A 13844-nucleotide genomic window follows, 5' to 3' on the forward strand; every position below is an offset into this window, starting at 1 on the left:
GGGATGCGACGTCGAGGACCCGGATCCCGACATCGGCGGCAAGGACGACCAGGGCTCCGGACCGTACCTGCTCACCCCCGCGGCGTCGGGTCAGATGCGGATGCACGGCATGAATCCGCAGAACCCGTGCCAGTCCTCCTACTTCGTGGCCTTCGAGCTCGTCAAGGCGGCGGAGAGGGTGCACCGGGACCCGAAGAGCCCCAAGTGGAAGGCCGACGGCAACGAGAAGGACCAGGAGAACGCCCGCAAGTACTGGAGCAAGGTCATCGCGACCTCCGGCATCTTCATGGAGCGCACCGCCAGCCCCGGCGGGGCCTGCGCCGTCCCCCCGCCGGACGACCCCGAGAAGCCGTGGTCGGTCAGCTTCAAGATCATTTCGATCTGGCGCTGCGAGACCAACCGGCTCCAGAACCTCTACCTGGTCACCGGCGCCAAGTACCAGGAGGGCGGGTTCAAGTACTCCGTGCAGGAGAACCGGCCCGCCGCCGTCGAGACCCTCGTCAACGAGGCGATGTCGGTCAGCTACGGAGCCGGCAAGTGGAAGACCGACAAGTGCGAGAACGGCAAGGACTCGCGCCAGGGCATCTTCCCGATGACCAAGGAGGAGGCGGAGGAGGCCGGCGTCGAGGACCGGTGCGACGTCGACAAGAACATCGCCGGCGCCGCCAAACTGGTGCTGTCCGTCGAGAAGGTCCCGCCGGAGGAGCGCCCCAACGGCATCGGGCCCTTCCAGCCGATGATCGGCGGCTGGCAGAAGCTCAGCATCGCCATGGGCACCGACCTCAAACTGTTCTCCCAGATCGGCCCCGGGCAGAACAACTTCGAGGCGTCGGACAAGTGCCTCACGGTGATGAGGAAGTTCCTCACCGACATCGCCCCGTTCGCGACCGAGTTCGCGTCGCTGAAGAAGCCCCCCGGCGACGACAAGGTGTACAGCGAGTGGAAGCCGAAGCTGGACAAGGTGGAGGAGGACCACGGGATCACCGACCCCGGCATGGACCCCGCCTGCATGATCGGGTCCTGGGCCCCCGGCTTCAACAACACGCTCGCCCAGATCGCCACCGACCTGGCGGGCAGCGGGGCGAACGGCGCCAACCTCAGCGGCCTGGGCAACTACTACCAGGGCCGGGAGGACGCCAACAAGGAGACCCCGCCGGTCGTCGGCGAGGACACCCTGGTCATCCCGCGGCTGGCGCTGCGCCCGCTGAAGCCGGTCGGCGCGCCGGTCGCCCCGGACGCGACCGAGGCGTGGAGCCGGCTCGGCAACACCGAGGGCGTGCTGCTCCCGCTGGAGCAGATCGCCGTCGAGTACGCCTGGTTCTTCGGCGGCGTCATCCCGCCGTTCAACAGCGCGGGCAAACTGATCGGCTCGCTCGCCACCGGCGGGGGCGGCGCGGTGGACAACGGCACCGTGCAGGTCACGGTCGGGCCTGACGGCTGCCCCGAGAACGCCCCGGACAACACCCTGCGCGAGGGGGCCAAGGAGATCGGGATCCGCAAGCTGTGCGTGGACTCGGTGGCCCAGGCCCGCACGCCCCAGGCGGCGATGGCCATCAAGTGGGCCCTCACCCACCTCGGCTGGCCCTACGCCCCGCTCGACTCCGGCAAGCGGAACGACCCCGGCTGGGCCGACTGCTCCAGCTTCGTCTCCCGGGCCTACCGCGACAGCGGCGCCATCAAGAACCTGTACCCGCAGGGCACCAACGCCCCCGTCACCACCACGTTCGTGGGGGCGCGCTGGACGCACAAGATCACGCTCAGCCAGGCCAAGCCCGGAGACCTCGTGGAGCCGCACTCCGGCCACGTGGCCATGCAGCTCGCCGACGGCTACAAGGTGCACACCAACCAGACCGGGGACGTCTCCAAGGTGGAGCGCGCCTACTCCAGCGCTTACTGGGTCGGTTGGATCGACCCCAGCAAGGTGTGAAACGCTCCCTCCCGACGGCCGCCGATTCCGCGTGATGATGATCACGCGGAATCGGCGTAACGGCCTTTTTCATTATGCCGGCGCTCCGTTCACGAGACCTGCCCAAAAACGGCCACGGTGCACCTTTCGCTTGCGCACACGGTGCGCTGTGCGCGACAATTGATGAGCACATCGCAAACAGAGCCGACCCGGCCCCGTTCGCATCTCATCAGACGCGTACAGAAGCCGGGTCCATCACCCGGCTTCTCGCGCCTTCACCGAAAGGAAACACCGTGAACAGCGCGCAGCCGAAAAACCGACGCATCCAGCTCATCGTCCTGGCCGTCGTGGCCGCACTGGCGACCGCCGGCCTGGCGTTCGCTCTGGTCATGAACACCGGCTCGGACAGCGCCAGCGACCGGACCGACCCCAAGCCCAGCGCGACGGCCCCGGCGAACCAGAACGAGCCCCGCGAGGTCATCGCGATGGTCGAGCACGGCGAGCAGCACGCCCTGCTGAGCTTCAAGATCTACCCCCAGGGCGGTCAGGTCACCGGGACCTACACGCTGGTGCACTTCGACGGCAGCGGCCGCAAGGTCGAGTACCCGAAAGACCAGCCGTTCAACGGCTCGGGCACCGGCAACTCGGTCGAGCTCAACGGCCTGGGAGACCTCGGCCCGGTCAAGGGCACGCTCTCCCCGGACGGAACCAGCCTCACGTTCGACCAGACCTTCGGTGTGGAAGAGACCGTGTGGCAGGTCATCGGCTCCGAGAGCGTGTTCGACGGCAAGGTCGACGAGTACGCCAAGCGGTTCGAGTCGTGCTCCAAGAAGCACGACTACAACCCCTGCGAGGGCGTCAGCTGAACGCCTACGCAGGCGCAGGTTCCCCGAACCTGCGGGAACACGACCCGAACCCCGACGACGACCGGCCTCCACCCCCCAGCGGGGCGGAGGCCGGTTCTACTTTCGGCTCCCGGCGCCTTGGGGCCAGGTCCTGTCCGCGGAGACCTCGGCCACGCGCGCGAACGCGTGACCTGCCCGGTGGAGCGAGGCCGAAGGCGAGCGAAACCGGGCAGATCGCGAAGCGATGCCGCGTTCGCCCAGGCCAGGTCACGTAGCGAGCCGCCAGGCGAGCGAAGTGGGCCGGGCCTGAGAAAACACAGCCGCCAGGCGAGCTACGTGGGCCGGGACTGAATAAACACGCCCTAGGTCCTGGACATCTCGTCCCGGTACATGTCCCGCAGCACCCTGCGGATGTCGACCGGGGTGTTCGCGTTCGCCGCCAGCCGGGGGTCGACCTGGGTCATTCGCCTGCTGTCCTGGAGCGACCGCTCCAGGTCGCTCAGCCGGTCCATCACCGCCTGGTTCTCCGAGCGTTCACCGCGGCCCTGCCTGTCGAACACGTCCCGCAGCTCGTCGAGGCTGCTGAGGATCCCCGCCGCGGCCCCCGAGTCGGTCGGCCGCTGGGAGATGGCGCCGACCAGCCTGTCGATCTCCTGGTGCACCTGCTGCTGCGCCTGCTGGTTGCTCTTGGTGATCTGGTCGGCGAGCCGCGTCAGCTCACCGGCGTCGATCATGCTGTTCGGATCGGCCATCTGCACCCGCAGTTCGCAGACGCCGCGCGCGTTCCTGGACGCGTCGACCGCGTCCCGGAACATGGCGCTCAGCCTGTCGACCTGCTGGGCGGCCTCCTGCTGCGCCTGGGTGAGCCGGGCGTACTCCGCTCCGAAGTCCGGCCCGCTTATGCCTCCCGCGGCCCTCGTGTCGTGCAGCTGCTTGGTCTCCAAGGCGACGCTCACCATGGAGCGGATCTCCCCTTCGAGCTGGCGCTGGAGGTTGCCGGCCGACGCGAAGGTGCCGTCCGGCATCTCGATGCGGATCCTGTTGAAGTCTCCGATCTCGTTCCGCGCGGCGGTCATCACGCCGCTCACCGCGTCCAGGTCGCGCCGCTGGCGGATGTCGGGGGCCGGCATGTCGACGTCGCTGGCCCACTCCCGGGCGGCCTCGACGGCGGCGACCTCTCCCCGGCGGGGCGCGATGCTGATGCGGGAGAGCTCCTCGTCCTTGCCCCCGTCGAGCCAGCGCTCCACCCGCACCTTCACCTCGGGAAGGCGCGTGTCGAACCCGTGGGCCTCCAGGACGTTGACGATCTCGCCTTCGTCGGTGACGTAGCCGCGTTCCCTGAGCTGCGCCGTCATCCGGGCGATCTGCTGGTCCTGGTTCTCCAGGACCCCGTCGGCGGTCATCTGGGGCCGCCGGTCGCGGGCGGGCAGGAACAGGTGCGGCATCATGCCCAGCTGCTCGGCGGTGATGCCCTGGGGCCGGCCGTTCGCGAACTCGACGTTGGGGGCGAGCAGGCCCTGGTTGCTGACCTGGAGCTGGCTGGCGTTCAGGCCCATCGCACTCGCCGCGTCGGCGAGCGCCCGCATCTTCTCCTCGTCGTTGACGAATCCGGTGAACTCCGGGTGGAGCCCGCCGGGCTGTCCCTGGCCCCACTGCCGGGCCCGCAGCATGTTCAGGCCCTCCTCGGCGTGCTCGCCCATCAGCCGCCGCTGCTCCTCGGAGTCGCTGACGCGGATGATGTTGCGGTGCCAGTCGTCGGCCTGCCGCAGGCCCGTCCGGGCGCTGTTCGCCGTGGGCATGCCCGCCGCGGAGATCGCGTCCATGCCCGTCCCGTCGCCGCCGGCCCCGGAGCGCGCGCCCCTGATCCCGTTGACGCCGGCCTGGATGCCGCGCCCGGCCGCCGCGGAGCCGGTGAAGGCCATCAGCGGCAGCGTCGCCAGCACCGCCGGCGGCGCCACCATCGTCAGGCCCGCCAGACCCGCGGTCAGCCCGGCGTACGCGGCCGCACGCTGCGCGGGCGACCCGGAGGCGGCCTTGCGCTGCAGGGCGTTCACACCGTGCTGGAGCTTCGCGCGGCCGCCGTCGTACTTGTCCTTCGCCCAGTCGGTGATCGGGCGGGTGGCTCGCTGCGCCCCCTTCTTCGCCGCGCCGGCGACCGCCCTCGTCGCGCGGTTGTTGAGCATGCGCCGCTGCAGCGACCGCTCGTCCAGTGCGGCCAGCCGCATCTTGCCCACGCCGAGGCGGCCGAGGCGCTGGGACACCTGCTGGCCGGCGTTGCGCGACAGCCTCCGGTCACCGCTGCCCCGCAGCACGATGGCCGAGGCGAATCCCGTGGCCCCCGAGGTGGAGGAGATGTCCCCCAGGCTCAGGATCTTGCTGATCTTCTTGAACAGGAACAGCGCCACCAGGGGGGCCGCGCCCTGCGCGACCTGCTGGAAGAAGTTCGGCGTGCCGTCCTTGGTGGTTGCCTCGATGGCCTGGTATGTCGTATCGGTGAGCATGGTCAGGAACGTCAGGGCAAGGGTGAAGAGGGCGTCACCCGCCGCCGCCGCTCCGGTGAGTTTGAGCAGTCTCATCCCTTGCGGCAGGCCCGCTCCTATGAGGAGCAATGTCAATGGCAATATCATGACAAGTCCCGCCAAACCCACACTGGACACTGTCATACCGATCGCCATTGGTCCCATGACGAACAGGAAGACGAAGGCGACGATCATCGACAGCAGGCCCTGGGTGAGCCGCTGGGCCTGGTTCTTGCCCAGCCAGGCGCTGACGAAGTTCCAGTCGGCCTGGCAGGCGGGCTCGCTCGCGTAGCAGTTCCCCAGCTTGTCCTTGAGCTCGTCGTCGCCGTTGAAGTAGAACGTGCCCATCGTGCCGTTGTCGCAGAGGAAGCAGAGCACGTCGATACCGGCGACGCTGAACTGGTGCCCGCTCTTGTCGTCCTCGTAGGTGACGTTGCTGTAGAGCTTCTCGCAGGCCTTCGCCTTGTCCTTGGTGTCGGTGGCCTTGTCCCACTGCGGGATCGTGTGGGCGCTGCCGAGCCCGTCGTCGTTGGCCTTGCAGGCGCCCCAGGCGATCATGATCATCTGCTCGTCCGCGGCGGGGTCGATGAAGTACCCGCGGGCCGAGTTCGACGTGGTGGTGCCCTTGCCGTGGCCGGTCGCCAGGTCGTAGGCCTCCAGCTTGTTCTCGGTGCTCACGTCGGCGTTGGCCTCGAGCCAGCGGCAGGACGCGTGGGCCGGTGAGGGGAACTGCTTCGTCCCCTCGCCGAACTGCGCGGCCTGCCAGGAACGAACGAGCGAGATCTCCCACATCTTGCTGACCTGGACCATCGCCTGTTTTCCACTGGCGAGTGAGGTCTCCTTGTTCCGGGCCATGTACTCGTCGTTGAGCTTGTCGTCGAATTTCGCGCAGGTGACCGCGCCCGCTCCGCCGTCCGGGTGGCCGTCGTAGAACACGGGATTGTTGGCCACGCCGTCGTTGACCCTGCCGATCTTCTGCAGGTCGTAGAGCGAGTCCGCCGCGGTGGTGAACCAGCCCTGGACGGTCGCGGCCATCCAGGGCATCGTGTACGCCGCCGTCGGGTTGTCCTGGTGCTTGTCGGCCTGGTTACCGATGAAGAAGATCAACCCGTTGGCGGTCAGGAACACCATGACCAGGCGTATCGCGGCCGCGGGCCCCCGGCGATGGCCGCTGCTGGACCAGCGCCGGATCACCGCCGCCATGACGAAGATCCACGAGGGGATCAGGAACCAGGCCGCGTACAGGGAGAAGGTGCGCACGACGGAGTTGATCGGATCCGCCGCCCGGCAGATCATGTCGAACGAGTAGCCGAAGCCCATGAGCGAGCCGATGATCCGCCAGCAGAGCCCGCCCGCCATGAACATCAGGCTGGCGATCATCGAGACGAACCGCTGGGTCTTGAAGATCCGGGCGTTGTCCACCACGAAGAGCTCGAAGGACGTCCACCGGTGCAGCGGCAGGAACTCCCTCGCCTCGCTGTAGGCCTCGCAGGCGTCCCGGTTGATGTCGTAGGTGGGCTCGTCGTCCGGGGCCGCCGCGAGCAGGCGCCCGCCGGCGCCCGGCACGGTCTGCGCCGCCGGCGCGGAGGAAGCGCCGGGCACAGTGGAGGCGGCGGGCGCTGAGGAATTGGCGGGCAGGGAGACAGCGGCGGGCGCGGCGGCGTTCGACGACCGGCCGCCGGATCCGAAGCCCTCGGTCTGCCCGGAGAGCAGCGCGAGGCCGCCGAAGACGGTCAGCGCCAGCACCCACACCAGCAACTGGAGTCCGCGGCGCGGGCGCGGGGGTGCCGCAGTCGCGCCGCCCGGCTCCGCCTGGACCGAACGGCTTCGCTTCCGCGGGTCGCCGCGGCGGGCCGTGCCGGGCCTCAGCCGACGAGCCATGGGTTCTCCTCCCCCGTCTGCGGCGGCGCGGCGGTGACGTCATGTCCCGTGTGCGGCGCGGCGCCGATGTCCTGCCCCGGGGCCACGCCGTTCTGCCCGGGCGGCGCGGTCGCGCCGGGATCGCCCATCCGCGCGGCGGCGGCGACGGCCGCCTCGTACTCGGCCCGCTCGGCCTCCTCGCGCTCCCTGCGGGCCTCCTCGCGCTTGCGGCGGTCCTCCGGGTTCGTGCTGTACGCCTCCGCGGCCTCGGGCGGCGTGGGGCCGAGGACGACCTGGGCGTGCCGTCCGAACAGGTCGCGGAAGATGCCGCGCGCCCAGCGCGCGGGCTTGCCGTCCTCGGGTGGCAGCGGGCCGAACTCGCGGATCTGCGCGAGCCGTTCGGAGGTCGGGTTCAGGCCGCAAAGCCGCAGCGCCGTCTCGGCCTCGCGCTTCTCGTTCAGCTTCAGCACCAGCACCCGGCTGAGGTAGGACTCCAGGTCCTTGGTGACCACGTCCGCGATCCGCTGGGTGAGGAACACCGGCATGATGTTCAGCGACCGGCCCTCACGGGAGATGCGCTGCAGCGAGGCCAGTCCCTCGGCCTGCGACAGGAAGGTCCACGCCTCGTCCACGATCAGCACGCCCGAGCGGTTGGCGATGAGGATCTCCAGCGAGGCGCGGATGACCAGGCGCACCGCCGCCAGCGCGATGCGCTCCGACACCGAGTACTCGCTCGGCGTCTTGCCCTCCGGCAGGCCGAGCTCGCGGTCGAAGTCGACCAGCGTGAGCCGCTGCGACATGTCCAGGCGGGGCAGCGGCTGGAGGGCGATGCCGAGGGAGAACATGGAGGACGCCTCCATCTGCTGCTCCACCAGGCTGCGCACCCGCTCCGCGTCGTCGCCGGGGACGTACTTCAGGGCGTCCCAGACGCAGCGCGCGCCGTTCAGCGCGCCCCGCTTCAGCCCGGAGCCGAGCGCGAGGCGCTCCGACAGCGTCAGCCCGTCGCGGGAGTCGTCCAGCGCGGACAGGATGTGCACGTTCGCGATCTCGGCCGCGATCGTCGGCGGCGCGTACCGGAACGGGTCGAAGGCCCCGGGCGACTCCTCCAGCGCCGACATCGACACCCGGCCGGCGGGGATCCCCAGCCGCTGGACGTAGTCCACCATCCCGTAGAGCGAGTCGCCGCCCTTCGGGTTCACGAAGATCACCGGTAGGCCGTTCAGCGCGGCCTGGGTGGCGACGGACTGCGCGAAGAAGGTCTTGCCGCTGCCCGGGTCTCCGAAGATCCCGAAGACCGGCGGCAGGTTCTTGCGGGGGGCGCCGAGCGGGTCGACGAAGAACGGCGTGCCGTCCGGGTCGATGAGCCCGCCGTAGACGCCGAGGTCGTCACCGAGGTCGGAGAACGCCTGGAGCCCCGCGTGCGACACCATCGGCACGTTGACGTCCTGCAGGAACGGGTTCACCCGGACGGAGGAGCAGGGCAGGGTCTCCTCCAGCGCCTGGATCTGCCGGTGCTCCAGCGCCTTCATCTGGATCCCGTAGTACTGGGCCAGGAACTCCATGTAGGTCTCGGTGGCGTCGGTCATCTCCCGCGCCATGATGAAGCTGCACCGGGCCAGCATGGGCTGGTTGGAGTTCGCGAGGTAGTCCTCGACCTCCTTGGCCTGCTGGAAGGTCTGGGAGAGCTCGACCTTCTCCAGGTCCTGGGTCTTGCGCTCCTCCTCCATGTTGGACATGATCCGGCGCTGCGCCCGGCGGGCCCTCGCCCGCGTCAGGTTCGCGGGTTCGAGCTCGGCCCTGATCGAGATGACGTGCGGGGCGTCGCCGGGGTGGCTGATCACGTCCAGCGCCCACTGGGCGTCGGGCGACGGCATGATCGGCTGGTCGAACCGCATGACGGCGGCCATCTCCAGCTCGCCGATGCCGGTGACGTCAAGCCGGGTCGGCATCTCCTCGATCACCGCGTCCGGGCCCCGCCCGAGGTTGTACCAGGACTCCAGCTGGTCGAGCTCCTGCCGGGTCGGTTCCTGCGCGTCCGCCCGCTTGAAGATGGAGACGATGTGCTCCATGTCCTTCTGGTAGTCGGACAGGTCGGGGACATCGTCGGCCATGGAGTCCTTGACCAGGTCGGTCAGGGCCTTCACCGTCCCCATGCCGCCCTGCGAGCCCTTGCCGGCGCGGGACGTCTTGTCCATGAGCGACGACCGGAGCTGCACGCCGACGAACAGGACGCGCTTCGGGGCCAGGAAGCCGAAGGCCTCGGCCTGGTAGGCGCGGAGCTCGTCGGTGTTCTCCTTCGGCGGGGTGACGAGGTCGTCCCAGGTGATCGAGACCAGGTGGATGTTGCGGTTGTTGGACAGGGTCGCCAGACCGCCCACGGGCTGCCGCGACGTCCGGCCGAGGTCGCCCAGGAGCCGGGACAGCGGCGCCGCCATGGACAGCTGCTCCGCCGGGTCCTCCCATTTCATCGGCGACAGGCGCACGGTGCGGTAGATCCACACCTCGCCGTTGTAGCCGACGTAGACGCCGTCGCTGGTGCGCCAGGCGTACGGAGTGGTCCACATGGTGGCGGTGTCGGCCTCGGAACGGCCTGCGCGGCTGGTCCCGGTGAGACGTCCGAGCGCCGCCCTCAGGTTGACCATGTGCTGTCATCTCCCTGGTCGTGTTGGCTCTCAGGGAGACAGTCCGGCATCCGGGGCTGGCGGCATCCGTCATTGTCCGCACAGTCGCTATTAGAGATTCCGGCCGCTTCGCCGACCGGGTGACAACCAGAGCGCTGAGGACACTGAGTGATGGCAACTGCGCCGAACCTCGTCGTCGCGGGGGACCCGGGCGTCGCCCGGAGTTTGCGGGATACCGGTCGGTTCTCCGCCGTGTACGACGCCGCCTCCGCGGCGGAACTCCGCGACCTGTCCAAGAGCGGGCGGGTCGGACCCCCCGCCGCCTTCATGTTCGCCCCGGGGTTCGTCGAGGACCTCCCGGGCGCCGGCGTGTCCGTTCTGGCGAACGGGCTGGCCGGCCGCGGGTTCACCGTGCTCGTGCACGGATACTTCGCGGAACGCGGCGACACCTTCGATCCGGGCGTGCACGTCATCGGCGGGCAGCTCAAGATGTCGGACCTGCTGGCACTGTTCGGCATCTCCGGCCCTGCCCCGGCCAAGCCCGCCGCACCGCCCCCGGCGGCCACGCCACCGGCCGCACCACCGGCCACACCACCGACCACACCACCGGCCACACCACCGACCGCACCACCGGCCGCGTCCCAGGCACCGTCTGCCGGGCAGCAGCGACCGGCGGCCCAACCGTTCACGGCCGCCCAGCCGCCCGCCGAGCAGCCACCCGCCCAGCAACCGCCTGCCGCCGCCCAGCCCTCCGCCGGCGGCTGGAATCCGAATCCGGCGCAGCCTCCGTCCTTCGCGCAGGCGCCCGGGACGGTGCCGCCGCAGGCCGCCGAACCGCCCGCGCCCTCGGCCCCGCCTCCCGGCCACCAGCCGTGGCCGGCGGCCGCGCCGGGACAGCAGGGGTTCGCGGGGCAGCAGCCCGTCCCGGGAGGCCACGCGGAGCAGGTTCCGGAAGCGGGGCCCGCGACGGGGCACGACCAGCACCCGATGCCGGCCCAGCCGACCTCGAACGGATGGCCGGGGCCGCAGCAGACGCCGGCGGCCGCGCTGGTCAGGGCCGAGGAGCCCGCCCCGGCCCTGGGGCGGGTCATCGCCATCGCCTCGGCCAAGGGCGGCGTGGGCAAGACCACCACGGCCGTGAACCTGTCGGTCTACGCGGCCAGGCACCTGCACGCCGCCGGCCGGCCCGGAAGGGTGGCGCTGGTCGACACCAACTTCCAGCAGGCCGACGTCGCGCGGTACCTGAACGTGGAGGCGCCGACGATCCTCGACATGCTCCGGGCGAACGGATCGCTCAGGGTGGAGAACGTGCGCAACCATCTCGCGCACATCGCGGACGCCGACCTGTTCACGCTGCTCGGGCCGCAGGACGTCACCATGGCCGACCCGGCGCTGATCAACGCGGTGCTGTACCGGCGGATCATCACGGTGCTGCGGCAGGCGTTCGACTTCGTGTTCGTCGACACGCCGGTCGCCGAGCTCTACCACATGACGTTCACCGACCTGGTCCTGCCGGAGGCCGACGCGATCCTGGTCCCGGTCGAGCCCAACCGGGTGACACTGGAGGCCGCGCGCGCGTGGCTCAGCGCGATCACCATGGCGCGGCACTCCCGGAGCGGCGGCGTCGACCCCGAGAAGCTGTCCCTCATCCTCAACCGGGCCCGCACGGACGTGGACTGCAGCCCGGAGGACGTCATGGACCTGATGCCCGGCTGGCGGTTCGTCGGCATGATCCCGGAAGACCTGGAGTGGACGCAGGCCGCGAACAACCGCCGGCTGAACGCGCTGCGGATCGGCCCGGACCTGGAGACGACCTTCCGGGAGATCCTCCAGTTCGTCACCGGGGACCCGGTGTTCGGCCAGTCCCTGGCCGCGCAGCCGGGGGCCGGCCGGGGCGGCATCTGGAAGCGGCTCCTCGGCATGGACCCCAAGTGATCAATCTCGAACCGGCCCCTACTCACGAGAAAGGAAGCGGCCATATGGCAGCGCAAAATGAGCCCGCCACCGGAATGGACTTCTGGGCGGCCATCGGCGTCGGCCAGGAGGAGGACGACGGGCCGGAAGAGCAACCCTCCCAGGACAAGCTCCTCGTGACCGGTGCTCCCGCCCCCGCCGCACCGGCGGACACGGGCACCGCCACGAGCCCCGAGACGGGAGCCGGCCAGCAGAGCCCGCAGGACGACTGGGCGTCGCTGTTCTCCGCCTGGGACGACTCCGCCAACGGCGCCGCCCCCGCGTCGGGGCAGCCGTCCGCCGGAGCACCGTCCGGCCAGGCGGCGGCCGGAGCGGGCGGTGCGCAGGCTCAGGCGCCAGCGCCCCCGCCGGCGCCCGCCCCGAAGCCGGAGGCACAGGAGCAGTTCTGGAACCAGGAACCGGCGAAGCCCGCGAACGCGCCCTCGGAGCAGCCTCCCAGGGACCCTGAGGTCGTGCCGGGCGCCGACGCTCCGGAGCCGGGCGGCGCCGAACAGGCTTCCCCGTCCGCGCAGGCTTCCCCGTCCGCGCAGGCTTCCCCGTCCGCGCAGGATCACCGGATCACGCGCAGCACGCCTTTCGGAACGGGCGGGCAGGCCGCTCAGACCGCGGCACCCGCCCAGCCCGCCCAGCCCGCCCAGCCCGAGCAGGCCCCGCAGCCCGAGCAGGCAACGCACACCGCGCAGCCCGCGAACGAGTCCGTGGAAGCCGCCGCGGCCCAGCCCCCGCCCGCGGCGGACCCGGCATGGGCCACCGCGGAGCGGATCGCCACCACGCTGCGCCCCCGGGTGGCCGAGCTCTGGCTGGAGGTTCTCACCCGGCACACGGGCGGGGACCCGGCCATGGCCAGCAGGGTCTACCACGTCCTGAACGGCACCCACCTGCTCGGCGAGCTGATGCGCGACGAGACGATCGACGAGGTGCACGTCCACGGGACCCAGGTGACCGTCTGCGGAGCGCGCGGCATCCGCCAGATCCCGGGGTTCCCGAACCTCGCCGCGTCCCGCCGGGCCGTCAAGACGATCACTGCCTCGCGGGAGAAGCGGGGCCTCGTCGTCTCGAAGGTGAACGACTCCGTCGTGATCAGCCGGCGCGACGGCGTGGTCCCGAAGACCAACGCCCTCGTCGCCAGCGGCGTCGTCAGCGGGGACCAGCTCGCCCGGATCCGGCAGGCGCTGCAGCAGATGCAGGCCGTGACCGTGACCGGTCCGGCCGCGCGGATCGTCATCCGCGCGCTCGCCTCGCTGATCCCGGAGGGCAGCCGCGTCTTCCTCGGGGCGTACGCGACGCTGCCCCCCGGGTGCGTCACGGCGGTGAGCCCGATGGAGGCCGACTACGTGCTCGGCGTGCGCCCGGGCGCGGTGGCCGAGGAGATGGCGGGCGCGGGGCAGGTCGGCGCTCTCATCGCCAACCCGGAGACGCAGCTCGCCGCGGCGCTGCGGTTCGCCGTCACCGGACCGTCCGCCGCGCCGGAGCGGCTCGTCGAACGCTGACCGCACGGCACCGGGCGCGACCCGCGCCCGGTTCCCGCGCGACCCGCGAGGGGGCGCCGCCCGCCGTCCACGGCGGGCGGCGCCCCCTCGCCTTTCAGCCCAGGCGCACGGCGCGCTCGTGCTTGCCGTCGCCTATCTCCAGCACCTTCGCACACGCCGCGGCGTCGGCCAGCGGCGCGATGAGACGGGCCAGCGGGGTGCGCTGCGGAGTCCCCGGAATCTCGTCCAGTTCGGTGATCCGGCAGACCCCGGCCTCCCCGTGCAGCTCGAAGCCGCGGACGGGGTGGGCCCAGATCTTGCCCTGCGCGGTGTCCATCACCGGCACCGCCTGTTCACCGGGTGCGACGGCCAGATCCCCTAATACCCAGCCGGTCTGCCGCGCCGCCTCGGCGTAGGCGATGACCTGCTCCAGGTCGCGCCGCAGCCGGGGGACGCGGGAGCCGTCGAAGGTGACCGGCGGGCGGGCCAGCGCGACGGCGTCGTGGCAGCCCAGCCTGCCCGCGATCTCGGCGACCCGATCGAGGACACTGCGGTGAACGTGGCCCACCTGCTCTCCATCCACGGTCAGCAGCACCACGTCCACGCGGCCCTGCGAATCGGCCATCGGTTCCCCCTGCCCGGCGGTCCCG

General features: G+C 70.9%; 7 protein-coding genes. 4 read left to right on the forward strand and 3 right to left on the reverse strand.

The window, feature by feature from the left end:
• Window positions 1-109 precede the first annotated feature (109 nt).
• Together BJY14_RS13350 and BJY14_RS13355 are read left to right on the forward strand one after the other, a co-directional pair.
• Window positions 110-1927 carry an NlpC/P60 family protein gene (locus BJY14_RS13350; protein WP_179843913.1) on the forward strand — a complete coding sequence of 606 codons (1818 nt, stop codon included), beginning with the start codon at window positions 110-112 and terminating at the stop codon, window positions 1925-1927.
• Window positions 1928-2199: 272 nt separating this feature from the next.
• A complete protein-coding gene (locus BJY14_RS13355) occupies window positions 2200-2772 on the forward strand; it encodes a hypothetical protein (RefSeq protein ID WP_179843914.1) in 573 nt (190 codons plus the stop codon).
• 341 nt (window positions 2773-3113) lie between these two features.
• On the opposite strand, the gene BJY14_RS13360 is transcribed toward BJY14_RS13355, so the two are convergent.
• Window positions 3114-7151 (reverse strand): hypothetical protein, encoded by a 4038-nt coding sequence (locus BJY14_RS13360; RefSeq protein WP_179843915.1) that lies wholly within the window; start codon window positions 7149-7151, stop codon window positions 3114-3116.
• Window positions 7136-9772 (reverse strand): ATP-binding protein, encoded by a 2637-nt coding sequence (locus BJY14_RS13365; RefSeq protein ID WP_179843916.1) that lies wholly within the window; start codon window positions 9770-9772, stop codon window positions 7136-7138. The genes BJY14_RS13360 and BJY14_RS13365 overlap by 16 nt, the downstream gene beginning before the upstream one ends.
• A gap of 150 nt (window positions 9773-9922) precedes the next feature.
• On the opposite strand from BJY14_RS13365, the gene BJY14_RS13370 reads away from it, so the two are divergent.
• Window positions 9923-11686 (forward strand): CpaE/TadZ family protein, encoded by a 1764-nt coding sequence (locus BJY14_RS13370; protein WP_179843917.1) that lies wholly within the window; start codon window positions 9923-9925, stop codon window positions 11684-11686.
• 44 nt (window positions 11687-11730) lie between these two features.
• On the forward strand, window positions 11731-13215 hold the full coding sequence (locus BJY14_RS13375; protein WP_179843918.1) for a hypothetical protein: 1485 nt from the start codon (window positions 11731-11733) through the stop codon (window positions 13213-13215).
• A gap of 94 nt (window positions 13216-13309) precedes the next feature.
• Here the strand turns inward: BJY14_RS13375 and BJY14_RS13380 are convergent, their stop codons facing one another.
• Window positions 13310-13819, reverse strand: a complete 510-nt coding sequence (locus BJY14_RS13380) for a hypothetical protein (protein WP_179843919.1) — start codon at window positions 13817-13819, stop codon at window positions 13310-13312.
• Window positions 13820-13844 lie beyond the last annotated feature (25 nt).

Source organism: Actinomadura luteofluorescens (assembly GCF_013409365.1).
GTDB classification, from domain to species: Bacteria; Actinomycetota; Actinomycetes; order Streptosporangiales; family Streptosporangiaceae; genus Spirillospora; species Spirillospora luteofluorescens.